Origin of the sequence: Serratia sp. NFX21 (genome assembly GCF_048517035.1) — a bacterium.
Classification (GTDB): domain Bacteria; phylum Pseudomonadota; class Gammaproteobacteria; order Enterobacterales; family Enterobacteriaceae; genus Serratia; species Serratia quinivorans.
On the sequence record NZ_CP183196.1, the window covers coordinates 4962584 to 4986163 of the forward strand.

A 23580-nucleotide genomic window follows, 5' to 3' on the forward strand; every position below is an offset into this window, starting at 1 on the left:
GCGTGAATGATCTAGCCGATCTGCACTGACAGCATGCTCAATGAGCTCATCTCAATGCCATCGACCGGCACGGTGATCGCTTCCTTGCCGTCCCAACCGCCAAGCACATACAGCAGCGGCAGGTAGTGCTCCGGCGTCGGGTTCGAAAGCGCCGCGCCTTCATGCTGCATAAAGTTCACCAGCGGGTGGTTATCGCCATGATAATTCAGGTTATCCCGCACGAACTTGTCAAACGACGTGGCCCACGGATAAGGCGTCGCGTCACCCTGCCATTTCACCATCCGCAGGTTATGCACCACGTTACCGCTGGCAACGATCATAACCCCCTGTTCGCGTAACTCCGCCAGCTTGCGGCCCAGCTCATAATGGTATTCTGCCGGCTGAGTACCGTCGATGCTGAGCTGCACCACCGGAATGTCCGCCTCAGGGTACATTTTGATCAACACGCCCCAGGTACCGTGATCCAACCCCCATTCACTGACGTCAGCCTTGACGCGAGTCGGCTCCAACACCTGCTGGACCTGCGCAGCCAATTCGGGAGAGCCGGGAGCCGGATACTGGGTATCAAACAGCGCCTGTGGGAAACCACCAAAGTCATGGATGGTTTTCGGTTTTTCCATCGCAGTAACGGCGGTGCCACGGGTATACCAGTGAGCGGATACGGCAACGATGCCCTTCGGACGTGGCAAGGTTTCACCCAACGTACGCCATGCCCGGGTGTAGCGGTTTTCTTCCAGCGCGTTCATCGGGCTACCGTGGCCGAGGAAAAGTGCTGGCATACGAGAGGTTTTCATAGAGGATCCTTGGTTGGTCGCAATACATTCTATGAACCAGACTACGCCGTTTGCCGAGGTAAAACAGCCGGATAACCATGATGATGATCTTCAATAAATTTGAATGGTTAAAACAATGGAAGCAATCAGCCAAATCCACTCGATTTATGCCTTTACTCTGTTAGTATCAGAAAATAAACAACAATTTCAACGTACAGGAGAAGACTATGTCCGTACCGCTGCTCCTGACCTTGCTGGCCGGCGGCGCCACCTTTGTCGGTGCCCTGTTCGGCATTATCGGCCAGAAGCCATCCAACCGAATGCTGGCGTTTGCTCTCGGCTTTGCGGCCGGGATTATGCTGTTGATATCGCTGATGGAAATGCTGCCCGCGGCGCTGCACACCGTCGGTATGTCACCCATGCTGGGCTACGGCATGTTCATGCTTGGCCTGCTGGGTTATTTTGCGCTGGACCGGATGCTGCCCGCAGGATTTACTGCAAAAACCACTCCAGCCGCACAACCTGAAACGTACTGCCGTGCTGCTGACGCTAGGCATCAGCCTGCACAACTTCCCGGAGGGCATCGCCACCTTCGTGACCGCCAGCGCCGATCTGGAGCTGGGAATGGGTATCGCGCTGGCCGTCGCCATTCACAATATCCCTGAGGGTCTGGCGGTCGCCGGGCCGGTTTATGCCGCGACCGGCTCAAAGACCAAGGCGTTGCTGTGGTCGGGTATTTCCGGCATGGCGGAAATTCTCGGCGGCGTGCTGGCATTTCTGCTGCTCGGCCCGATGATATCGCCGGTGGTGATGGCGTCGATTATGGCGGCAGTCGCCGGCATTATGGTGGCGCTGTCGGTCGATGAGCTGATGCCGTTGGCGAAAGAAATTGATCCGAACAATAACCCGAGTTACGGCGTGCTGTGCGGAATGGCGGTGATGGGATTCAGCCTGACGTTATTGCAAAGCGGCGGGATCGGTTAAACCTTTTAAGCCAAAAAAAGCCGCATTCGCGGCTTTTTTATATTCAGAAAATCAGTCCGATATCAGCTGGCTTTCTGCTCGTGTGACTGGCGGTAGGCCACCAGATCTTCGATGGTCAGCACGGTCATATCATGCTGTTTGGCGAACAGGATAACTTCTGGCGCATGCGCCATGCTGCCGTCATCGTTGGTCAGTTCACACAGCACGCCGGCAGGTTTGAAACCGGCCATTGATACCAAATCGATAGTCGCTTCGGTATGGCCACGACGGCTCAGGACGCCACCCGGCTGCGCACGCAGTGGGAACACGTGGCCAGGACGATTCAGATCGCTCGGCTTGGCGTTATCGGCTACCGCCGCGCGAATGGTGGTCAGGCGATCGGACGCGGAAACACCGGTCGTCACACCCTGCGCCGCTTCGATAGTCACGGTGAAGGCGGTCTGGAACTGGCTGGAGTTGTTGGTCACCATCATCGGCAGTTCAAGCTGCTGACGGCGTTCTTCGGTGAGACACAGGCACACAATACCGCTACCGTGGCGAATGGTCAGCGCCATCTGCTCAACGGTCATGGTTTCTGCGGCGAAGATCATATCACCTTCGTTTTCACGATTTTCATCATCGAGCACCATCACACCGCGCCCATTGCGCAATGCTTCAAGAGCGCGTTCTACGCGTTCTACCGGCGTGCCGAAATCTGAAAGTAGGGTCTGATTCATGGTAAAAAACCTCATTAGAAAATTATGGATTACCAGAACCAGGGCGATCTTGAGGAGTAGCTAGCAATAGCTAAAAAAATAACGCAAGCGGGCGCAAACCCGGCAGATACCGTTACTCTCTCCCATCCGGACTATAACCGTCGGCCCCGGAATTACACCGGATCTGCTGACCTCTAACCAAACTGCAAGAGACTGGCTGAGCGCTCGCGGGCTTTCACCGTAGAAGGTGATTTACCGCCGGTGGGGACTTGCACCCCGCCCTGAGAATAAGCCTCTCGACTATAACGCTAATGATTAATCAGGGCAATTGGCAAAAGCACAATTCGGCCAGCCGCAGGGAATGCGGTTAAATAGTTTATCCGGCGGGCAACTCGCATTACACTAGGCGACAGCTATTAAACTCTGAAAGGGATACGCCATGATTGACCCGAAAAAAATTGAACAGATCGCACGTCAGGTGCATGAGTCCATGCCTAAAGGCGTGCGCGAATTCGGGGAAGACGTTGAGAAGAAAATCCGTCAGGTGTTGCAGTCACAGCTCACCCGTCTGGATTTGGTCAACCGCGAAGAGTTCGACGTGCAGACCCAGGTATTGCTGCGCACCCGTGAAAAACTGGCGTTGCTGGAACAGCGTATGAGCGAGCTGGAAAGCAAGCTGAACGCCACGCCTGCTGCGCAACAGCCAGACGCCGAATAAGTTACCGTTAAGGGCGCGATACTGCGCCCTTATTGCGGTTTGAGCGCCGCCTGAGCCTTAAGCCGCAACACCAGCCAAATCAGCGCGAACATTCCCAGCGCATACAGGCTTTTCCAGCCGATAATCACCATCAACAGCACACACAGCCCTAATCCTGTCGCCGCCATTAGCCGCGAACGCCCGTGTAAAATTCGGCAGCCCGCCAGCATACACAGCAAATAGATCAGCACAAAGATGCCATTGGCATAAACCAGCAGCGTATCCAGCGGCAGCTTCAGCGTATAAATCAGCAAGGTGAACAGCAAACAGCTGCCCACCACCGCGCTTAATGCATTGACCGGTGCCTGTCCGGCAGACAGCCTGGCCAGTGCGCTGGACGGACGATCCTGCGCCTGTGACCACACCAGCCGGGCGAAGCTTTGGGTATAGATATTGACGCCGGCAAAGCAGGCCAGATAGCCAATGATACAGGCCACCCACAGCGCATGCTGTCCAAACAGTTGCACCACGATACCCGGCAATGACGCAGCCGCCGCCTGATGCTCACCGTAGGCGTGGAAATGCAGCACCGCCACGGTACAGCCCCAGTACACCGCCCCGGCGACCAACATGCCAAACAGAAGTGCACGCGGAAAATCGCGTTCAGGGTTACGGAACTCGGTCGCCAGATGGGCAAATGCCTCCAACCCCACAAAGCACCAGAACATCACTGCCAGCGCATGGAACAGATTGGGCGAGGAGATTTCGTTGATTGCCGGCCAGGGAATTTGGGACAGTGAAATGTCGCCACGCCACCAGATAGCGGCCACCAGCGCTACCACCAGAACGGCGATTAGCGTTTGAATATTGGCACTGGAACCCGCGCTGCGCGTGCCTAAAAACCAAATCATCACCAGCGTGGCAATTTGCACCAGCAGCAGGCCATTGGCGCTCCAGCCGAAAGTGGCCTGCCAAAAACCGGCGGCAATCTGCAGCGCCGCCGGCAGGCCAACCGGAATAACCGACAAAAACAGCCAGCCGGTGACTTTCGCCATGCGCGGACCAAAGGCCAGCCCGACAAAGTGCGCGGCACCAGCCGCACTGGGGAAATGGCGGCCCAAAGCCGCAAAGGCAATGGCGATCGGGAAAACCAGGATAATCAGCAGCGGCCAGGCCCACAGACTATCGCCCTGTGCCACCTGTGCTGCCAAAGCCGGAACGGCAAATACGCCGGTACCCAGCAGTGAAGTGGACAATAGCCCAACGCCCTGCGCCAAACTCAGCTCTTGCTTCAGTCCACTCACTGCCCACCGCCGTTTTCAGCGAACGTTAGCCACGCCCGTCTTTGATTGCCTTGATGATGTTGGTGGTCGACAGGCCGTCTTCAAAGTTCAGCACTTTTACGTCGCCGCCATTGGCCCATACCTCGGTACTACCGGCGATATCTTCAGGCTTGTAATCGCCCCCTTTCACCAGCAGATCCGGCAGGATATCGGCGATCAGGCGTTGTGGCGTGTCTTCTTCGAACGGCACCACCCAATCCACCGCTTCCAGCGCACCCAGTACAATCATGCGGTTTTCCAGCGCGTTGACCGGACGGGTTTCGCCTTTCAGACGTTTAGTGGAAGCATCGCTGTTCACCGCCACAATCAGGCGATCGCCCAGCTTGCGGGCATTGGCCAGATAAGAGACGTGACCGGCATGCAAAATGTCGAAGATGCCGTTGGTCATCACCACTTTCTCACCGCGCTGACGGGCTTGCGCCACGGCGGTTTTCAATTGCGCCTCGGTCATTACGCCAAAGCCGGTTTCGGCCCGGCCGCGTACCGCGTTTTCCAGCTCGATTGGTGAAACAGTCGAGGTCCCCAGTTTGCCTACCACCACGCCGGCGGCGGCATTGGCCAGGAAACAGGACTCTTCCAACGTGTTGCCGGCAGCCAGTGCCGCGGCCAACACGCCGATAACGGTATCGCCGGCACCGGTAACGTCAAACACTTCCTGCGCCAAAGTGGGCAAATGCAGCGGCGCGATGCCCGGCTGCAGCAGCGTCATGCCGTGCTCGGAACGGGTGACCAGCAGTGCAGAAAGCTCAAAGTCCGCCACCAGCTTCATGCCGCGCTCAACCAGTTCGGCTTCGTCTTTGCAGTGACCGACCACCGCTTCGAATTCGGACAGGTTTGGCGTCAGCAACGTTGCACCGCGATAACGCTCAAAATCAGAACCTTTTGGATCGATCAGCACCGGCACCTTGGCGGCACGCGCCAGTTGGATCATGCTTTGCACCTGGCTCAGCGCGCCTTTGGCGTAGTCAGACAGCACCAGTGCGCCAATCTGCGGCAATGCCTGCTGAATACGTTCCAACAGCGGCTGCGGATCGACGTTGGAGAAACCTTCTTCGAAATCGAGGCGGATCAATTGCTGGTTACGCGACAGCACGCGCAGCTTGGTGATGGTCGGGTGCGTCGGCACCGAGACAAAATCACAGCGCACGTTGACTTCATTCAGCTTGGCGCTCAGCGCCCGCGCGGCATCATCAATACCGGTCAGGCCCACCAGGCGTGAATTGGCGCCCAGCGAAGCAATGTTCATCGCTACGTTAGCCGCACCGCCGGGACGCTCTTCAATGGTTTCAACCTTGACCACCGGCACCGGCGCTTCCGGTGAAATGCGGCTGGTCGGCCCATACCAATAGCGATCCAACATGACGTCACCCACCACCAATACCCCGGCGCGGCGAAAATCAGGCAGTGTAACTTTCATCCGATAACTCCAAAAAAGTACAAAATTTTAGTGGCGCAGATATTACCACAGACGTCTGTAATAGCTGCAAAACGTATTGCGCAACCGGCCTGCTCAGCCCAACCACTTCGCCCAACTGGCGCGGACTTGTTCACGTTCGGCGGCGAATTGCCCGTTACCGACCTTGCCGGAATGCTCCTGCAACGCCAGATGATGGATCTCATCGCGCATGCTGACGTAAGCCTGGGTCAGCGCGCGCGCTTCCTCTTCCGGCATGATGTCGTAATTGGCCATAAGTTCGAAAATGCGCACGTTATCAGACCAGCGCGTCAGGCGCGGTTCGGCGGCCGCATAGCCTAAGACCAGATGCTGGGCAATAAATTCGATATCGGTGATCCCACCCTCGTCGGCTTTGATATCAAACAGTTCACGCTGCTTGTTGCCAAGGTGATTGCGCATTTTCTCGCGCATCTCACGCACCTCGCGTTTCAGCGTTTCCAGGTCACGCGGTTTGCACAGGATCTCCCGGCGGATAACATCAAACTGCTGATGCAACAGCGGATCGCCATGCACGATGCGTGCCCGTACCAGCGCCTGATGTTCCCAGGTCCAGGCTTCGCTCTGCTGATAATCGGCAAAGGCTTCGACGGTGCTGACCAACATGCCGGCCGCCCCCGACGGCCGCAGGCGGGCGTCCACTTCATACAAAATACCGGACGAGGTACGGGTGCTGAACAGGTGCATCACCCGCTGTGCCAGACGCAGATAAAACTGACGGCCGTCGATGCTGCGATCGCCGTCGGTCATCACCTCCGGCGGACAATCGAGGATAAACACCAGGTCAAGATCGGAACTGTAACCCAGTTCCCAACCGCCCAGCTTACCGTAGCCAATCACCGCAAAACCGCGCCCTTCACGCTCCTGCAAATGGGTTGGCTGGCCATAGCGTGCGACCATATCGTTCCACGCCTGCTGCACCACGGTGTCGATAATCGCCTCCGCCAGATAGGTGAGGTGATCGCTCACTTTCATCACCGGCAGCGCACCAGAGATATCCCCGGCGGCAATACGCAGCTGCTGCGCCTGTTTGAACTGGCGCAGCGCTTCCAGCCTTTGCTCTTCGTCGTCCTCCGGCACCCGCAGCAGGTACTGGCGCAGCTCGCTGCGGTAGGCATCCGGGGCCACCGGCTGATACAACGTCGCCGGCTCCAACAGCTCATCGAGCAGCAGCGGATAACGCGACAGCTGGTTGGCCACCATCGGCGAAGCGGCACACAGGCGAATCAAATGGCTAAGGGCCGCATGGTATTCCACCAGCAGCTCAAGGTAGGTGGTACGGGTCACGATGCTCAGTAACAGCTGGGTCAGCCTGAGCAGTGCAGTCGGCGCGTCCTGACGCGGGCAGACTTCCGCCAGCAGGCGCGGCATCAGTTGATCGAGCACGTCACGACCGCGTGGGCCGATGGTGCGTTTGTCGACGTCATGCCGAAATTCAGCGATGGTGCGCAGCATTTGTCTGCGCGCCTCTTCATCCAGATGTGGCGTCAACGGGGCCAGTTCGTTCTCTTCCAGCGCGTCCTGCCACAGACTGTGATAGTGCTGATAATCGGGATCTTCGCCAACGTCGGGGCTATCATCGCCAATCAGGTCGTTAAATACCGCCCTGACCGCCTGCATATGGTGATCCAGCGCCAGCAGCAGGGCCGACCAGTCGTCGAACCCCATACCCCAGGCCAGCCGCGCCTGGTCGAGTTCATCTTGCGGCAGCGTTTGCGTTTGTTGATCGGCAATCGCCTGCAGCAGGTTTTCCAGCCGGCGCAGGAACAGGTAACTGGCACTCATCGCCTGTACCTGTTGCGGCTCCAGCAGCCCCAGTTCCCCCACCGCCTGTAGCGTCGGCAGCAACGAGCGCCCTTGCAACGCCGGCTCGCGGCCACCGCGGATCAGTTGGAATACCTGGGTGATAAATTCAATTTCGCGGATGCCACCGGCACCCAGTTTGATATTGTCTTTTAGCCCGCGCCGCCGGACTTCACGGGCGATCATGCCTTTCATATTACGCAGCGACTGGATCACGCTGAAATCGATATAGCGACGAAAGACAAACGGCCGCAGGGTTTTGCGCAGCTCTTCGCTGTAGGCGTCTTCCGAACCGCCCATCAGCCGCGCCTTGACCATCGCATAACGTTCCCAGTCACGGCCCTGCTCCTGATAATAATCCTCCAGCGCGGCGAAGCTCATCACCAGTGGGCCACTGTCGCCGAACGGCCGCAGCCGCATATCCACGCGATAGACGAAACCGTCAATGGTTTGCTGATCCAGCGCCTTGATCAGCCGCTGCCCCAGACGGGTGAAGAACTGGGCGTTATCCAGCTCACGCCGCCCGCCCTGGGTCTGGCCGTTTTCCGGGTAGGCAAAGATCAGATCGATATCGGACGAGAAGTTCAGCTCACCGCCGCCCAATTTCCCCATACCGAGGATCAGCAACGGCTGCGGCACGCCCTGAGCATTGCATGGAGTGCCCCACTCACGGCAGCAGGTTTGGTACAGCCAGTCGCGGGCGCTGACAATCAGCGTTTCCGCCAGCCCACTCAGCTGCAACAGCGTTTCTTGCGTGCTGCATTGGCCCAGCGCCTGCGCCCAGGCGATCCTGACCAGCGTCTCGCGGCGAAACAGGCGCAGTGCACGCATCAGTTGCGCTTCGTCACGCACCTCTTCCAAATCATCCTGCAGCCAGGCGGCATAATGTTGCCACTCGTCCGCCACCGGCGGTTGCTTGCGCAGCGTCGCCAGCCATTCCGGCTGGCTCTGCAGCATGTCGCAGACAAAGTCGCTCGACGCCAAAACCCACAGTTCCTGGCTGCTGAGCGCGCAGTCCGCGCCCTGAGTTTCCTGAAAACGCTGCACGATGTTCTGTGCCTGAGTCTGTAACGCTGCTGAAAGTGGCAACATAGTGAATGATCCAATCGAAGGCCTGCGCCTGGCAGGCCAGCTTAGTTAGCGGAGCGCGCCGTTTAACCAGAATGGCGCATGCGATAAGGCCTGCTTGCGGCTGCCTTCGTACCAGCCCTGGCGCCGTTCGGCCACCGCCAGTTGCAGCTCGCGCCAGCCGTCAATGTAGGGGCCGGTTTCGTCGTCAGGGTAAGCCCCAGACAGCAGGATAAATGCCGAGACCTGACGAGTCAGACGCGGCAGCTGTTCCTCGTATTCGTCATCGTTCAGCGTGCGGGTGAAGGCTTCTTTCAACTCGGCGGCGCTGCGCCCCAGCATAATGTCGCTGAAACGTTTGAAGGAACCATCAAGCTTGGCCTGCGCCTTGGCATCGATAAAAGGTTTCCAGGCAGCGGTCACCAACCACGATGTGAGCGCCAACTTACATTGCAGATATTCCGCGCTATAGCACAACTCCTGTGGCTGAGTGGTTTTATCAATCAGCAGCGGCTCCAGTGCAGTCAGCCGGGCGCGCAGATCGGCGCTGGCCTTGCGGGGGACCAGGCCGCCGAAAATCACCAGTGCCTGGCGGATCAGCGCAATCGCCTCCATCACGGAGCGACGGGCCTGAGTATCGCCACGCAACCACAGTTCTTCGTGATATTGCCAATGGCTCAACCCCAGTTCGAAACTGGCGATCATCCCCTGCTCAACGCTGGATTTGGCCGCCGGTTTCAATACCGCCAACGGATGACGCTCACGCGGGACATTGCCCTGCGCCAGATGATAACCCCGCGCCGCCTTGCTCAGGCTGCCCTGACGCAGGCCGCCGTGCTCTGCCAGTGCGTTGGCCAGCGCCAGCAAATCGGCGGTATTGCCTTCTTTCAATTCCAGCTCGATTTCGCACAGCGCTTCGCTGAGCTCACCGGCTTTCACTTCACCCTGGTCAAGACCAACCTCAATCTCGCTCTTACCGTAAGTGACCACCCACTTCTCACGCACGAAATCGGTGCGGAACAGCGGTTGTAACGCCTGCTGCAACGCCGCGATATCACAACCCTGCGGCCAGATATCTGCCGGGAACCGATCCAGCGCCAGCTCCGGCGTGGCAATCGCCACATTATATTCCGGGCGCTGATGCAAGCCCGCGACCACCTTGCCGGCGGTTTTGATAGTCATTTCATAACTGTCGTCGAACCCGCGGATACGCAGCCCCATATCCTGACCACGCAGGAAATTGTCGGCGGTTTCGAAATAAATATTGGTCAGTTTTTGCGGTGCGGAATGCTGATTCGGCCAGGCAGCCAGTTGCTGCGGCAAGGCGGCAACCGCATCCGGGGTGGCAATAAATTTCAGTTCTATTTCAACGGTCATAAGTCTTTTACACCAATAAGTTACGCATTCGCGTCAGCCTTCACGGCGGCGGGCCTGGCCTGCCACGTTCTGCCCGGTGACGCACAGTTGCCGTTATCTTACCGCGATTCCCGGCGCCTTAACCCTGCTAACTGCAGAAAAAACCTGTTACGTTATAAAACGCTGCGCAACTCACAGAATCTGCCACAGTAAGATAGTTCTCATTCCGGTTTTAGCGTTGCGTCGTCAGACTGAACGCTCTACTATCGTTCCCATAAATTCACACAGAAACGATGAACTAATGCAGAAATTACGCCTGATTTGCCTTGCCGTGCTGAGCTTCAGCATCACTTGGGGCGCCCATGCCGAAGATAAACGCTATATCTCCGATGAATTGAATACTTACGTCCACAGCGGCCCGGGTAATCAGTACCGTATTGTCGGCACCTTGAACGCCGGTGAAGAAGTGACCCTGTTGAGCGTAAACGACAGCACCAACTATGGCCAGATCCGCGATGCCAAGGGCCGCAACACCTGGATCCCGTTGGATCAGCTTAGCCAGACCCCAAGCCTGCGCACTCAGGTGCCCGCGCTGGAGCAGCAGGTCAAAACCCTGACCGATAAACTGGCCAATATCGACAACAGCTGGAACCAGCGTACCGCTGAAATGCAGCAGAAAGTGGCCGGCAGCGACAGCACCATCAGCGGCCTGCAGCAGGAAAACCAGGATCTGAAAAACCAGCTGGTAGTGGCGCAGAAAAAGGTTAACGCGGTTAACCTGCAGCTCGACGACAAACAGCGCACCATTATCCTGCAGTGGTTTATGTACGGCGGCGGCGTGGCCGGCGTAGGCCTGCTGTTGGGTCTGCTGTTACCACACCTGATCCCGCGTCGTAAAAGCAACAACCGCTGGATGAACTGATTAAAGTATCGTTCGGTTTGAGATTGGGCGCCTGCAGGGCGCCCTTTTTATTGGTTTCGGCAGTGCCTCGCTAATTGAGGTAATCTGGTCAACAGAGCCTTAGGATAAATTCAGGAGTTAACAGTGAAGACTTACCTGGTCGGCGGTGCCGTCCGCGACAGCTTGCTTGAGATACCGGTAGTCGACCGCGACTGGGTGGTGGTTGGTGCTGCGCCTTCGGAGCTGACAGCCCTGGGCTATCAACAGGTCGGTAAAGACTTCCCGGTGTTTCTCAACCCCAAGACACATGAAGAATATGCGCTGGCGCGCACCGAGCGAAAATCCGGCCAGGGCTATACCGGTTTTACCTGCTACGCCGCGCCGGACGTAACGCTGGAAGAAGATTTGCAACGGCGTGATTTAACCATCAACGCCATTGCCCGCAGCGCCGACGGTGAGCTGATCGACCCTTTCAACGGCGTGGCCGACCTGCAAGCGCGAGTACTGCGCCACGTGTCCGATGCCTTTGGTGAAGATCCGTTGCGTGTACTGCGCGTGGCGCGTTTCGCCGCCCGCTTCGCCCATTTGGGTTTTAGCATCGCGCCGGAAACCGCCGAGTTGATGCGTCAGATGGCACGCAGTGGTGAACTGGCCGCGCTGACGGCCGAGCGGGTATGGAAAGAAACCGAGAAGGCGCTGCAAAGCCAAAGTCCACAGGTCTATTTTCAGGTACTGCGTGACTGCGAGGCGCTGGGCGTGCTGTTCCCGGAGATCGACGCGCTGTTCGGCGTACCGGCCCCCGCCAAATGGCACCCGGAGATCGACACCGGCATTCATACCCTGATGACGCTGGCCATCGCTGCCCAGCTCAGCCCTGAAGTGGACGTGCGCTTTTCCGCACTCTGTCACGACCTCGGCAAGGGGCAGACGCCAAAAGAGCTCTGGCCACATCACCACGGTCATGGACCGGCGGGCGTTCTGTTGGTCGAAGCACTGTGCCGGCGGCTGCGTGTGCCCAATCCGGTGCGCGATCTGGCCAAGCTGGTCGCCGAATATCACGATCTGATCCATACGGTAAACAAGCTGCGCCCTGAGACCTTGCTGAAACTGTTTGATGCGGTCGATGTTTGGCGCAAACCGCAGCGGCTGGAACAGATGATCCTCACCAGCGAAGCCGACGCTCGCGGCCGTACCGGCTTTGAAAACAACCCTTATCCGCAGGGCGACTATCTGCGCCAGGCGTTTCAGGTGGCGAATGCGGTATCGGTCAAAGAGGTGGTGGCCAGCGGCCTGCAAGGGCTGGCTGTCCGCGACGAGCTGAAACGCCGCCGCCAACAAGCATTGGCCGAGTGGAAACAAACTCAGGATATCCCTCTCGATCAGGCATAAAAAAACCCCGCAGCGCGGGGTTTCTTATTGCCGCTCGGCTTACATGAAGACCATGTAAACCACGCCGGCCACGATAAAACGGTAGATGGCGAACGGCACAAACGAGATGCGTTTGATCAGCGTCAGGAAGGTCTTGATCGCGATCAGTGCTACCACGAAAGCAGTGGCAAAGCCGACTGCAAACATCGGTAAATCGCCCATCGTCAGGAAGTGCAGGCTCTTGTACAAGTCCAGCCCACTGGCACCAATCATCATCGGCACCGCCAGAATAAATGAGAACTCCGCAGCCGCGTAACGATTCACGCCCACCAGCATGCCACCGGCAATGGTGGAACCTGAGCGGGAGAAGCCCGGCCACAGTGCCAGACATTGGAAGCAACCAATCATAAACGCCTGGCGGTAGGTGATGTCATCAAGCCCTTCAGCACTCGGCTTTTTCGGCTTCAACCATTCCGCTGCCAGCAGCAGGAAACCACCCACCACCAGCGCATACATCACGTTTTTCGGTGCAAACAGCGACTTGATAACGTCATGGAACAGCAGCCCCAGCACCACCGCCGGGATCATCGCCAGCAGAATATGGCCCAGTTTCAAATGGCCCGTCGTTTTGCCTTCATGCTCAACCGGCTTACCACCGAAATGAATGCCGATCAGCCCGAACAAGCGACGCCAGAACATCACCACCACCGCCAGAATCGACCCCAGCTGGATGATCACCTCAAAGGTTTTGGCCTTATCGCCGGTAAAACCCAGCCACTCGCCGACAATAATCATGTGCCCGGTTGAAGACACCGGTAAGAATTCAGTTAACCCTTCGACCACCCCAAGAACAAACGCAATAAACAGTGAATGCATGTCCGCCATGTGCTTCGATCACCCTATAAATTTACGGCTATAAACATAAAAAAGCGGCAGTGTTCAATACATTGCCGCTAAAACAATTCTCAGGTTCAGACCAATTTAATGACCTTTAGTTGCACAGGTATGACAGAACGTCACACCGGCCGGGTGCCACGTTCAATGATCACCCCAACCCGGCTGGCATGTGCAACAGCGCCCGGTTTGCTGACCTTAATACGGACCCACGGGGAATTGAAGCGCTGGAGTAATATTTCAGATATTTCCTCTGCAACCCGCTCCACCAACGCAAAGCGATTGGGCTCCACGTGCTGGATGATGGCTTCACTGATATCGGCGTAGCTCAGGCAGTCATTCACATCGTCACTGGCGGCCGCCTGGCGATTGTCCCAGCCCATTTCGATATCGAACACCAGCTTCTGGCGAATGTTTTGTTCCCAGTCATAAACGCCAATGGTAGTAATTACGGTAAGCTCTTCTATAAATACGATATCCATCACGTCATTCTCTGTTTTTGGCCTTGCCGGATACCACTTCCAGCGGAATATGGGTATTATCCATATATGTTGCGAGTAAAACGACCCTTATTAAACGGAACCGCGTTATGAGTGCTACCGCGCTTGGCATGATTATCTTCGCGTATCTGTGTGGCTCAATTTCCAGTGCGATCCTGGTTTGCCGGATCGCCAGGCTGCCCGATCCGCGTGAAAATGGCTCAGGGAATCCAGGAGCGACCAACGTCCTGCGTATCGGCGGGCGCGTAGCTGCGGCGGCGGTGCTGGTATTCGATATTCTCAAAGGGATGCTGCCGGTCTGGCTGGCATACAAACTTGATGTCCCGCCGCTGTATCTGGGCCTAACGGCGATCGCCGCCTGTCTGGGACATATCTACCCGGTGTTCTTCCACTTCCGCGGCGGTAAGGGCGTGGCAACCGCGTTTGGTGCCATAGCACCGATCGGCTGGGATCTTACCGGCCTGATGACCGGCACCTGGCTGCTGACTGTGCTGCTCAGCGGCTATTCTTCGCTGGGTGCGATTATCAGCGCGCTGATTGCTCCGTTCTACGTCTGGTGGTTCAAACCGCAGTTCACCTTCCCGGTAGCGATGCTGTCGTGCCTGATCCTGATGCGGCACCACGACAATATTCAGCGCCTGTGGCGTGGCCAGGAAGGAAAAATCTGGGGTGTCTTCCGCAAGAAGAAAAACGACGCGGTAGAGCAGGAAGAAAAAAAAGAAGAGTAATCAAAAAGGCCGGAGCTCTCCGGCCTTCGACTATTTATACCGCAGACAATTCAGCCAGCGGCCAACGCGGTCGCACCGAAACGCTCAGTTCCGGATTGGCACCGCTCTGCAACCGTACCAGACCCGCATAAGCGATCATTGCGCCGTTATCCGTGCAGAATTCCGGACGGGCATAGAACACCTCACCGCCGCGTTTGTGCAGCATTTCCGCCATTTTGGTGCGTAGCGTGCGGTTGGCACTGACGCCGCCGGCCATAACCAGCCGTTTGAAACCGGTTTGCTCCAGCGCACGTTTGCATTTGATCGCCAACGTATCCACTACCGCATCTTCAAACGCCCGGGCAATGTCCGCACGCGTCTGATCGTCATTACCGTTGGAACGAATGGTGTTGGCGGCAAAGGTCTTCAGCCCGGAGAAACTGAAATCCAGCCCCGGCCGATCGGTCATTGGCCGTGGGAAGGTGAAACGGCCTGCGGTACCCTGCTGCGCCATTTTCGACAGCATTGGCCCGCCGGGATAGTCCAGCCCCAACAGCTTGGCCGTTTTGTCGAAGGCTTCACCCGCCGCATCGTCGACCGATTCGCCCAGCAGTTGGTATTGACCAATGCCGGTCACGCTGATCAACTGGGTATGGCCGCCGGAAACCAGCAGCGCGACAAACGGGAACGCCGGTGGATTGTCTTCCAGCATCGGTGCCAGCAGGTGGCCTTCCATGTGATGCACCGGTACTGCCGGCACGCCCCAGGCAAACGCCAGCGCACGACCAATGGTCGCGCCCACCAGCAGCGCCCCCACCAGGCCCGGCCCGGCAGTATAGGCAACGCCGTCGATATCGGCCGCGGTCAGGTTCGCTTCCTTCAATGCCGCCTGAATCAAGGGCACGGTTTTACGCACATGATCGCGGGAAGCCAGTTCCGGCACCACACCGCCGTAGTCGGCGTGCAGCTTCACCTGGCTGTACAATTGATTCGCTAATAAACCGGCCTGATCGTCATACACTGCAATTCCGGTTTCATCGCAGGAGGTTTCTATACCCAGTACTCGCATTACATTTCCCATCATTCACGTGCGGCCGCCAGTTTAGCACAAACAGGCCGGTTTACCGCCAGTGCGGCGCATCTTGTCGGCTCCCCTGGGCTATGTTGATGATTCCAGCCATAAATGCCGTTTGATTAAAAACGAGCATTTTTTTCTGATTAGTCTATAATCAGCGCCCGATGCAAAATTGCGCATGTTTTACCAGGGTGGCCGCAGGTTCAATTTGCTGTGGTGCTTTACAAAGCAGCATCCGTTGAAGTAAAATTCCGCACCATTTTGAAATTGCTGGCGCTTGGCCAGCAGCAAACCGAATTTTATTGAGGTGAGAGGCACATGCCTGTAATTAAAGTACGTGAAAACGAGCCATTTGACGTTGCTCTGCGTCGTTTCAAACGCTCTTGCGAAAAAGCGGGCGTTTTGGCTGAAGTTCGTCGTCGTGAGTTCTATGAAAAACCGACTACCGAACGTAAGCGCGCTAAAGCTTCTGCTGTGAAACGTCACGCGAAGAAACTGGCTCGCGAAAACGCACGCCGCACTCGTCTGTATTAATTCTTCGGGGGCAACCCCGCCGCGTGAATTTCTGATTTTAAAAATCGCGCAGACCGAGTAGTTGCATACGAAGGCCGTGCTTTCCGAAAGGAATGCGCGGCTTGTTCTCGTTTATAGGCTAGTAAAGTAAGGGCTTATGGCTGGACGAATTCCGCGTGTATTTATCAATGACTTGCTGGCTCGCACCGACATCGTCGATCTGATCGACGCCCGGGTAAAGCTCAAGAAGCAGGGCAAGAACTATCACGCGTGCTGTCCGTTCCACCACGAAAAAACGCCTTCATTTACCGTTAATGGTGAAAAGCAGTTTTATCACTGTTTTGGTTGTGGTGCGCACGGTAACGCCGTCGACTTTCTGATGAATTACGACCGACTTGAGTTTGTCGAAACCATCGAAGAGCTGGCAACCATGCACGGACTGGAAGTGCCTTACGAGGCAGGTTCCGGACCGACCCAAATCGAACGTCATCAGCGCCAAAGCCTGTATCAACTGATGGAACAGCTCAGTTCGTTCTATCAACAGTCACTGCATCAACCTTCCGGTGCGCCGGCGCGTAATTATCTGCAACAGCGCGGGTTGAGTGACGATGTTATCCGCCATTTTGCCATCGGCTTTGCACCTGCCGGTTGGGATAATGCCTTAAAGCGTTTTGGTCGCGACGCCGACAGCCGTAGTGCATTGAACGATGCCGGCATGCTGGTGACTAACGATCAAGGACGCTCGTACGATCGTTTCCGTGAACGCGTAATGTTCCCTATTCGCGACAAGCGTGGGCGAGTGATCGCCTTTGGCGGACGCGTGTTGGGTGACGGCATGCCGAAATACCTGAACTCGCCGGAAACTGAAGTATTCCACAAGGGTCGTCAACTGTACGGCCTGTATGAAGCGCAGCAGAACCACCCTACCCCGCAGCGTTTGCTGGTAGTGGAAGGCTATATGGACGTGGTGGCGTTGGCGCAATACGGCATTGATTATGCCGTCGCCTCGCTCGGAACCTCAACGACGGCTGAACATATTCAGCTGCTGTTCCGCGCCACCGACAACGTGGTCTGTTGCTATGACGGTGACCGGGCCGGTCGTGAAGCGGCCTGGCGCGCACTGGAAACCGCGCTGCCCTATCTCAATGACGGGCGTCAGCTGCGGTTTATGTTTTTGCCTGATGGCGAAGACCCGGACACATTGGTACGCAAAGAAGGCAAAGAGGCCTTTGAACAGCGGATGGAGCTGGCGCAGCCGCTTTCCACTTTCCTGTTCGAAACCCTGATGCCACAGGTTGATCTGAGCAGCCCGGACGGCCGCGCCAAGCTGAGCACGCTGGCGCTACCGCTGATTACTCAGGTGCCGGGCGAAACGTTGCGCTTGTACCTGCGTCAACAGCTCGGCAGCAAGCTTGGCCTGCTCGATGACAGCCAGCTAGACAAGCTGATGCCCAAACAGGCTGAAAATGCGAATACCTATCAGGCACCCCAGCTAAAACGCACAACCATGCGTATACTAATAGGGTTACTGGTACAAAATCCGCAGTTGGCTACACTTATCCCTTCACTCGAGGGATTGGAGCAGACCAAACAGGCCGGTTTACCGCTGTTTGTCGAGTTGGTGCAGACCTGTTTAGCTCAGCCAGGCCTGACTACCGGCCAGCTGTTGGAGCAGTATCGCGACAACAAATTAAGCCAGCAGCTTGAAACCCTGGCGACATGGAACCATATGATCGTTGAGGAAAGGGTCGAACAGACCTTTTTAGACACCTTGGCCAGCCTATATGACTCGGTACTGGAGCAACGGCTGGAGACATTGATCGCCCAGGCCAGAACACATGGCCTCAGCCCGGAAGAACGTGAAGAAGTCCGTTCTCTTAACCAAGTGCTAGCGAAGAAAAACTGAATACCTAAACGGCTTAAGTGCCGATAAATGCGAGGGCAGAGCCCTGCAATATGCCGCCACAGTGGGCCGCGGCAACAACAAAAACGCCCCAAATGCTATTGTTGGCGGTTTCGCCGACCGACACCAACCCCAATACTCTGAAGTGTGGATACCGTCTTATGGAGCAAAACCCGCAGTCACAGCTAAAGCTACTTGTCACCCGTGGTAAGGAGCAAGGCTATCTGACCTATGCTGAGGTCAATGACCATCTGCCGGAAGATATCGTCGACTCCGACCAGATCGAAGACATCATCCAGATGATTAACGACATGGGCATCCAGGTGCTGGAAGAAGCACCGGACGCCGATGACCTGATGCTGGCCGAGAACACCACCGACACCGATGATGATGCGGCGGAAGCGGCTGCTCAAGTGTTGTCCAGCGTTGAGTCTGAAATTGGCCGTACCACCGACCCGGTGCGCATGTACATGCGTGAAATGGGGACCGTTGAACTGCTGACGCGCGAAGGCGAAATCGACATCGCCAAACGCATTGAAGACGGCATCAACCAGGTTCAGTGCTCGGTTGCCGAGTACCCGGAAGCCATTACCTATTTGCTGGAGCAGTACGATCGCGTCGAAGCGGGCGAAGCTCGCCTGTCCGATCTGATCACCGGCTTCGTCGATCCTAACGCGGAAGAAGACATCGCTCCTACCGCAACGCACGTCGGTTCTGAGCTGTCGACCGAAGAGCAGAAAGATGACGAAGAAGAAGACGACGAAGACGAAGAAGAAGATGACAACAGCATCGATCCAGAGCTGGCTCGTCAGAAATTCGCCGATCTGCGCGATCAGTATGAAGCGACTCGTGTAGTCATCAAAAAGAACGGCCGCAGCCACGCCAGCGCAGCAGAAGAAATTCTGAAGCTGTCTGAAGTGTTCAAGCAGTTCCGCCTGGTGCCAAAACAGTTCGACTTCCTGGTCAACAGCATGCGCATCATGATGGACCGCGTTCGTACTCAAGAACGTATCATCATGAAGCTGTGCGTTGAGCAGTGCAAAATGCCGAAGAAAAACTTCGTTACCCTGTTCTCCAGCAACGAAACCAGTGATACCTGGTTCGCAGCAGCGCTGGCAATGGCCAAGCCATGGTCAGAAAAGCTCAAAGACGTCGCGGATGACGTGCAGCGCAGCCTGCAGAAACTGCGTCAGATCGAAGAAGAGACCGGCCTGACCATCGAGCAGGTGAAGGACATTAACCGTCGCATGTCTATCGGTGAAGCAAAAGCCCGCCGTGCGAAGAAAGAGATGGTTGAAGCCAACTTGCGTCTGGTTATTTCTATCGCCAAGAAATACACCAACCGCGGTCTGCAGTTCCTGGATCTGATCCAGGAAGGCAACATCGGTTTGATGAAAGCGGTAGACAAGTTTGAATATCGCCGTGGTTATAAGTTCTCAACTTACGCCACCTGGTGGATCCGTCAGGCTATCACCCGCTCTATCGCCGACCAGGCGCGTACCATCCGTATTCCGGTGCATATGATTGAGACCATCAACAAACTCAACCGTATTTCGCGCCAGATGCTGCAAGAGATGGGCCGCGAACCGACGCCGGAAGAGCTGGCTGAACGCATGCTGATGCCGGAAGACAAAATCCGCAAAGTGCTGAAGATCGCCAAAGAGCCGATCTCCATGGAAACGCCGATCGGTGATGATGAAGATTCACATCTGGGCGATTTCATCGAGGATACCACCCTCGAGCTGCCGCTGGATTCTGCTACTTCGGAGAGCCTGCGCTCTGCCACGCACGACGTTCTGGCCGGCCTGACCGCCCGTGAAGCGAAAGTGCTGCGTATGCGTTTCGGTATCGATATGAACACCGACCACACGCTGGAAGAGGTGGGCAAACAGTTCGACGTTACCCGTGAGCGTATTCGTCAGATCGAAGCCAAAGCGCTGCGTAAACTGCGTCACCCAAGCCGTTCCGAAGTGCTGCGTAGCTTCCTGGACGACTAAGGTTTGGTTCGGTTGATCGAATTTTAAGCTTCGACAATAAACGGCTTCTTTAACAGGAAGCCGTTTTTTTATGCCTCAAAACACCAGTAACCACACAATAAAAAAGGTCTTGAGTGGCGGTCAAAAAAACACCATATTAATAGTGTTTTACGGTTTCCGTTAAAACACGAGGTAATTGTCTTAAGAACATTACTGAGAGATATCAAATAAAAGGAATGATTTTGATGAATGATAAATGGGAGTTTTATCAAGACAATCGCAATGAATGGCGTTGGCGCCGTACTGCGCCTAACGGTAAGATTGTCGGCGCATCTACGGAGGGTTATAAGAACCGTTCCGATTGTATTGCCAATGCCAAACGTAACGGCTATCCAGGGTAGTCGCTGCTCTATTAGTTTGGTTTGAATTAAGTCAGTATAAGCTGCTCGCGGCAAAAGCCGGGGCAGCTCTTTGACAGTCCCCACAGCCTTATTATCGATCTCATGCCCGCAATAAAAATTATTTCAGAGCCAGGAACAACTCGCGGTAGCTCTCCGTAAGCTGCTCCAGCGTGGCACGGTTCAATCCGCTGGGGTTAGGCAATACCCAAACCTCCGTTTTGCCGATCGTCATCTCCTGACGGCCCCAGGCCGCATTTTTCACCCCAAAGGCACTGCTGAACGCCTGCTTGCCCAAAATCGCCAGCGCACGCGGCTGGTAACGCAGAATTTTTTCCTTTAACGCCTCACCGCCGCTGAGCAGCTCGTCACGCGTTACCTCACTGGCCGCCACCGTGGGCCGCGCCACCAGCGCGGTGATGCCACAACCGGTATCCCGCAGCTGTTGCCACTGATCAGGCGCTAACTGAGTATCGGTAAAACCGGCCTGATGCACTACCTTCCAGAAGCGGTTACTGCCGTTAGCAAAGGGGTAGCCTTGATGGGCCGAGGACAGGCCAGGGTTGATGCCGCAAAACACGACCCGCAGTTTGGGTGCCAGGAGTTCCATAAGGTTCGAGAGTCCATTAAAGGGATTTACAGCGGTTATCGCAAAATCCGCCAGCAATTACAACAGGCTAGAACTGCGCATAAAAGCAACATACAGATGGTTAACAGTAGACCTGCGCCGGAGGATTACCGTATAATCTCGCCGCTTGGCCCCTTAGCTCAGTTGGTTAGAGCACGCGACTCATAATCGCTTGGTCACTGGTTCAAGTCCAGTAGGGGCCACCAAATTTTCACTTGTATAACAGCAAGTTAAGCCACCTCTTTGAAGGTGGCTTTTTATTTTCAACTATCGAATGCCTCAAAATTGCCTCACCAGTCGCGGCAACTGCCTCAATCAGCACGGGCACCATTGTGATTTTCGGTTCAAAAAGGATTTTTGGTAATGGCTTTGAAGAAGTGCAAAGAGTGTAAAAGTGATGTGTCAACATCAGCCCAGACTTGCCCGCACTGTGGAGCTAAAACCAGCTTGGCTAATATACTCGGATTGATAGGGCTAGCTATTATTGTCCCCATTCTGTATTTGATTTTTAGTAGCTAACCACGCCAGAGCTATTCTAAACACGGTCACTGTGTCGCTGGCATAAAAAAACCCGCATTATGCGGGCTTAGTGTTAGATCCAGAGCATTCCCTGATTAGCACGGGTAGGATGAGGCGGCGCTTCCTCTACCTTTCCGGGGGATACTATTTGACGTTGTATCGTCTCCATAGTCACAAAAGTACAACTGCAGTTAATGTTCTGACACTGGTGATAGCGTTCTTTAGTGCTATCGCTTAAATAGCGGCTTGTACGGGCATGCGCTGCAGTTCTACATAGTGGGCAATGCATCATATCTAAATTTCCCCCTCATCACTCTGTTGCCGCCGATAATACCCCCCGCGATCAGAAACAAAATAAACTTTAAGCGAATTTACAAATCAATTATTCACCTCACAAAACATCATAGATCACATCAGTAAGCAAAACCTCAAACTCTAGCGCCGTGGTAAAGCCGCTATTGCTCAGGCTGTGCGTAGCTTTGCTCACTATCCAAGCCTGTGCGTCGATCACCTCCTTAAACCCGCTGACACGTACTGGCGTTTCCGGTGTGATATTAGCGCGGCCCATAGCGAGCGACAGTGAGAACTCAGCCGCGCCGCGCTGCAGCTTTTCCCATTTGGCTTGCGCGGCTCGCATGGCGGCAACCTTAGTGGCGTAAATCTTGGGGATCACAAACACGTTATCCTCGGCCCCCACCAGATATTCCCCTTTCTTTTCCTCCACCGGTTTACCCGTTTTTTTACTGGCGGCCGGCTTGGCTTTAGGATGCTGCAGCGCCCGTAAATGTTGCTCTTTCGGCTTACGCTGCAGCTTCACTTTCTTTGGCTTCGGCTGCTTGGTGTTGAGCCAGCTCGCGGTCACCCCGGTATAAGCATCCCGATCGGCAATACTAAAGCTATGCTGATCGCCATCCTGCCGGGTGATGGTAAATACCGGCAGCGGCTTGCCGCTCACAGTAGTGCCGTTGCCCGGTCGCATAAACAGCAGACTGCCGTTTTTCACCACGGCCACCGCCCCGTTGAGCGACGCTAGCCGGGTAAGAAATGCCGCGTCCGTCTCCTGAGTCTGGTCGATGTGGCTCACCTTAATAGTGCCCAGACCGGCGGCTATCGTGGCTTTGAGCTTATTGCGTGCCGCTACCTTCTGCACGATATGGCTCAGCGAGGTGTCATGGTAGGACTCATCGCGGCGGGTATTCAGCGACCCACGAAAATCCGCACTCCGGGCGCGGATAGTCAACGTGTCCGGCGTGCCCCGGTGCTCTACCTCATCCACGGTAAATAGCCCCTTTGGCGTCAGTGCCGCCCCCTTCCAGCCGAGTGACAGCGCAAGCACCGCATTGCGCTGCGGCATGGCCATCAGGCCGTCGCTGTCGTCCAGCTCAATATCAAGCTGGTCAGCCTCAAAGCCCCGGTTATCCGTCAGCGACAAAGTGATCAGGCGTTTGCGAATGTTTTGCGTGATGTCTTTTTCCTGCAGAGATAAAGAGAAGTCCGGGGCAATCAACGCCCCGGCAGGCATAGCAACACCCGTGATCATGATAATAACCCTCCCATTGCACCGGCGGCCTGCCCGGCAATCGCGCCCGCTTTGTCGTACAGTTCCCCGGCTTGCTGGCGCAGATCGCCGAACATCGCAGACAAAGACTCATCCACCCGTTTTAAATCGAGTGTGAACTCGGTACGGCGCGGGCTGCCGTCGGCGAAAAAGTCCGAGTGGCTCTCTGATATAGACTCGATCACAAACATGCCGTAAATCGTACCGCTGCCCTCAATCAGCGGCCACGCCCGCCCCTGCTCCGCCATCAATTGCAACGTTAACAGCGAAAAGCGGCCGCCGGTGATCTCCGGCAGCAATACGCCGGACAGGGTAATAGTTTCATCATCCAGCCCTAAAAACTGCGCCGCCGGGCGCTGGCCCACACGCGCATTGCTCGGCCAGCGATAATCTGCTGTGCGGTTCAGGGACTGATAAGGCAGCGTTTGCAGCATGAAAACAAACAGCCCTAGCGTTAACATCATGTCG

The 23580-nt window shown here is 56.0% G+C and carries 22 protein-coding genes, 1 tRNA gene, 1 pseudogene and 1 riboswitch; of the genes and pseudogenes, 11 read left to right on the top strand and 13 right to left on the bottom strand.

The annotated features are described in order from the left end of the window. Positions 1–11: 11 nt before the first annotated feature. Complete coding sequence (gene ygiD / locus ACNT1W_RS23145) at positions 12–794, bottom strand: 4,5-DOPA dioxygenase extradiol (RefSeq protein WP_419246191.1); 783 nt, start codon at positions 792–794, stop codon at positions 12–14. A 206-nt stretch (positions 795–1000) separates the two neighbouring features. Here ygiD and zupT point away from each other — a divergent pair. Next, positions 1001–1757, top strand: a pseudogene (gene zupT / locus ACNT1W_RS23150) (zinc transporter ZupT). 62 nt (positions 1758–1819) lie between these two features. On the opposite strand, the gene ribB reads toward zupT, so the two are convergent. Beyond that, a complete protein-coding gene (ribB, locus tag ACNT1W_RS23155; protein WP_017894055.1) occupies positions 1820–2473 on the bottom strand; it encodes a 3,4-dihydroxy-2-butanone-4-phosphate synthase in 654 nt (217 codons plus the stop codon). Between the two features lie 110 nt (positions 2474–2583). Beyond that, positions 2584–2745, bottom strand: a riboswitch (FMN riboswitch). A gap of 146 nt (positions 2746–2891) precedes the next feature. Here ribB and ubiK point away from each other — a divergent pair. Beyond that, positions 2892–3170 carry a ubiquinone biosynthesis accessory factor UbiK gene (ubiK, locus tag ACNT1W_RS23160; RefSeq protein WP_012146986.1) on the top strand — a complete coding sequence of 93 codons (279 nt, stop codon included), beginning with the start codon at positions 2892–2894 and terminating at the stop codon, positions 3168–3170. Between the two features lie 29 nt (positions 3171–3199). Here ubiK and yjeH read toward each other — a convergent pair whose 3' ends face one another. From yjeH to ACNT1W_RS23180, 4 genes are all read right to left on the bottom strand, one after another. Next, positions 3200–4453: an L-methionine/branched-chain amino acid transporter gene (yjeH, locus tag ACNT1W_RS23165; RefSeq protein ID WP_419246192.1), complete on the bottom strand. Its 1254-nt coding sequence runs from the start codon at positions 4451–4453 to the stop codon at positions 3200–3202. Positions 4454–4478: 25 nt separating this feature from the next. Beyond that, a complete protein-coding gene (gene hldE / locus ACNT1W_RS23170; protein ID WP_012146988.1) occupies positions 4479–5909 on the bottom strand; it encodes a bifunctional D-glycero-beta-D-manno-heptose-7-phosphate kinase/D-glycero-beta-D-manno-heptose 1-phosphate adenylyltransferase HldE in 1431 nt (476 codons plus the stop codon). Positions 5910–6002: 93 nt separating this feature from the next. Further along, complete coding sequence (gene glnE, locus ACNT1W_RS23175; protein WP_419246193.1) at positions 6003–8840, bottom strand: bifunctional [glutamate--ammonia ligase]-adenylyl-L-tyrosine phosphorylase/[glutamate--ammonia-ligase] adenylyltransferase; 2838 nt, start codon at positions 8838–8840, stop codon at positions 6003–6005. A 45-nt stretch (positions 8841–8885) separates the two neighbouring features. Beyond that, on the bottom strand, positions 8886–10193 hold the full coding sequence (locus tag ACNT1W_RS23180; RefSeq protein WP_115183685.1) for an inorganic triphosphatase: 1308 nt from the start codon (positions 10191–10193) through the stop codon (positions 8886–8888). A gap of 280 nt (positions 10194–10473) precedes the next feature. Here ACNT1W_RS23180 and ACNT1W_RS23185 point away from each other — a divergent pair, with 280 nt between their 5' ends. Beyond that, positions 10474–11094: a TIGR04211 family SH3 domain-containing protein gene (locus ACNT1W_RS23185; protein WP_012146991.1), complete on the top strand. Its 621-nt coding sequence runs from the start codon at positions 10474–10476 to the stop codon at positions 11092–11094. 123 nt (positions 11095–11217) lie between these two features. After that, positions 11218–12462: a multifunctional CCA addition/repair protein gene (locus ACNT1W_RS23190; RefSeq protein ID WP_261099296.1), complete on the top strand. Its 1245-nt coding sequence runs from the start codon at positions 11218–11220 to the stop codon at positions 12460–12462. Between the two features lie 39 nt (positions 12463–12501). Here ACNT1W_RS23190 and bacA read toward each other — a convergent pair whose 3' ends face one another. After that, positions 12502–13326, bottom strand: coding sequence for an undecaprenyl-diphosphate phosphatase (gene bacA, locus ACNT1W_RS23195; RefSeq protein ID WP_012146993.1), 825 nt, complete (start codon positions 13324–13326; stop codon positions 12502–12504). 131 nt (positions 13327–13457) lie between these two features. Next, on the bottom strand, positions 13458–13817 hold the full coding sequence (gene folB, locus ACNT1W_RS23200; protein ID WP_006320572.1) for a bifunctional dihydroneopterin aldolase/7,8-dihydroneopterin epimerase: 360 nt from the start codon (positions 13815–13817) through the stop codon (positions 13458–13460). A 107-nt stretch (positions 13818–13924) separates the two neighbouring features. Here folB and plsY point away from each other — a divergent pair, with 107 nt between their 5' ends. After that, on the top strand, positions 13925–14563 hold the full coding sequence (plsY, locus tag ACNT1W_RS23205; protein WP_419246194.1) for a glycerol-3-phosphate 1-O-acyltransferase PlsY: 639 nt from the start codon (positions 13925–13927) through the stop codon (positions 14561–14563). A gap of 34 nt (positions 14564–14597) precedes the next feature. Here the strand turns inward: plsY and tsaD are convergent, their stop codons facing one another. Further along, positions 14598–15611, bottom strand: a complete 1014-nt coding sequence (tsaD, locus tag ACNT1W_RS23210; protein WP_419246195.1) for a tRNA (adenosine(37)-N6)-threonylcarbamoyltransferase complex transferase subunit TsaD — start codon at positions 15609–15611, stop codon at positions 14598–14600. Between the two features lie 324 nt (positions 15612–15935). On the opposite strand from tsaD, the gene rpsU reads away from it, so the two are divergent. The 4 genes from rpsU to ACNT1W_RS23230 all read left to right on the top strand — a co-directional run bounded on the left by rpsU (position 15936) and on the right by ACNT1W_RS23230 (position 20410). Next, positions 15936–16151: a 30S ribosomal protein S21 gene (gene rpsU / locus ACNT1W_RS23215; RefSeq protein ID WP_001144069.1), complete on the top strand. Its 216-nt coding sequence runs from the start codon at positions 15936–15938 to the stop codon at positions 16149–16151. A gap of 136 nt (positions 16152–16287) precedes the next feature. Beyond that, positions 16288–18036, top strand: a complete 1749-nt coding sequence (dnaG, locus tag ACNT1W_RS23220; RefSeq protein WP_012146996.1) for a DNA primase — start codon at positions 16288–16290, stop codon at positions 18034–18036. A 158-nt stretch (positions 18037–18194) separates the two neighbouring features. Continuing rightward, the gene (gene rpoD / locus ACNT1W_RS23225; RefSeq protein WP_017894063.1) at positions 18195–20030 is read left to right on the top strand and encodes an RNA polymerase sigma factor RpoD; all 1836 of its coding nucleotides are present in this window, start codon (positions 18195–18197) and stop codon (positions 20028–20030) included. Positions 20031–20254: 224 nt separating this feature from the next. Continuing rightward, on the top strand, positions 20255–20410 hold the full coding sequence (locus tag ACNT1W_RS23230; RefSeq protein ID WP_017894064.1) for a YegP family protein: 156 nt from the start codon (positions 20255–20257) through the stop codon (positions 20408–20410). A 118-nt stretch (positions 20411–20528) separates the two neighbouring features. Here ACNT1W_RS23230 and mug read toward each other — a convergent pair whose 3' ends face one another. After that, positions 20529–21017 (bottom strand): G/U mismatch-specific DNA glycosylase, encoded by a 489-nt coding sequence (gene mug, locus ACNT1W_RS23235; RefSeq protein WP_261277179.1) that lies wholly within the window; start codon positions 21015–21017, stop codon positions 20529–20531. 147 nt (positions 21018–21164) lie between these two features. Here mug and ACNT1W_RS23240 point away from each other — a divergent pair. Both ACNT1W_RS23240 and ACNT1W_RS23245 read left to right on the top strand, forming a co-directional pair. Beyond that, positions 21165–21241 (top strand) — tRNA-Ile (locus ACNT1W_RS23240). Between the two features lie 157 nt (positions 21242–21398). Beyond that, on the top strand, positions 21399–21554 hold the full coding sequence (locus ACNT1W_RS23245) for a zinc ribbon domain-containing protein (protein WP_419246196.1): 156 nt from the start codon (positions 21399–21401) through the stop codon (positions 21552–21554). A gap of 73 nt (positions 21555–21627) precedes the next feature. Here ACNT1W_RS23245 and ACNT1W_RS23250 read toward each other — a convergent pair whose 3' ends face one another. The 3 genes from ACNT1W_RS23250 to ACNT1W_RS23260 form a co-directional block, all read right to left on the bottom strand. Then, the gene (locus ACNT1W_RS23250) at positions 21628–21846 is read right to left on the bottom strand and encodes a DNA-binding transcriptional regulator (protein ID WP_261137905.1); all 219 of its coding nucleotides are present in this window, start codon (positions 21844–21846) and stop codon (positions 21628–21630) included. A 99-nt stretch (positions 21847–21945) separates the two neighbouring features. Further along, on the bottom strand, positions 21946–23094 hold the full coding sequence (locus ACNT1W_RS23255; protein ID WP_419246197.1) for a phage late control D family protein: 1149 nt from the start codon (positions 23092–23094) through the stop codon (positions 21946–21948). Further along, entirely contained in the window at positions 23091–23576 is a 486-nt protein-coding gene (locus ACNT1W_RS23260; protein WP_419246198.1) for a phage tail protein, read from the bottom strand. The genes ACNT1W_RS23255 and ACNT1W_RS23260 overlap by 4 nt, the downstream gene beginning before the upstream one ends. Positions 23577–23580 lie beyond the last annotated feature (4 nt).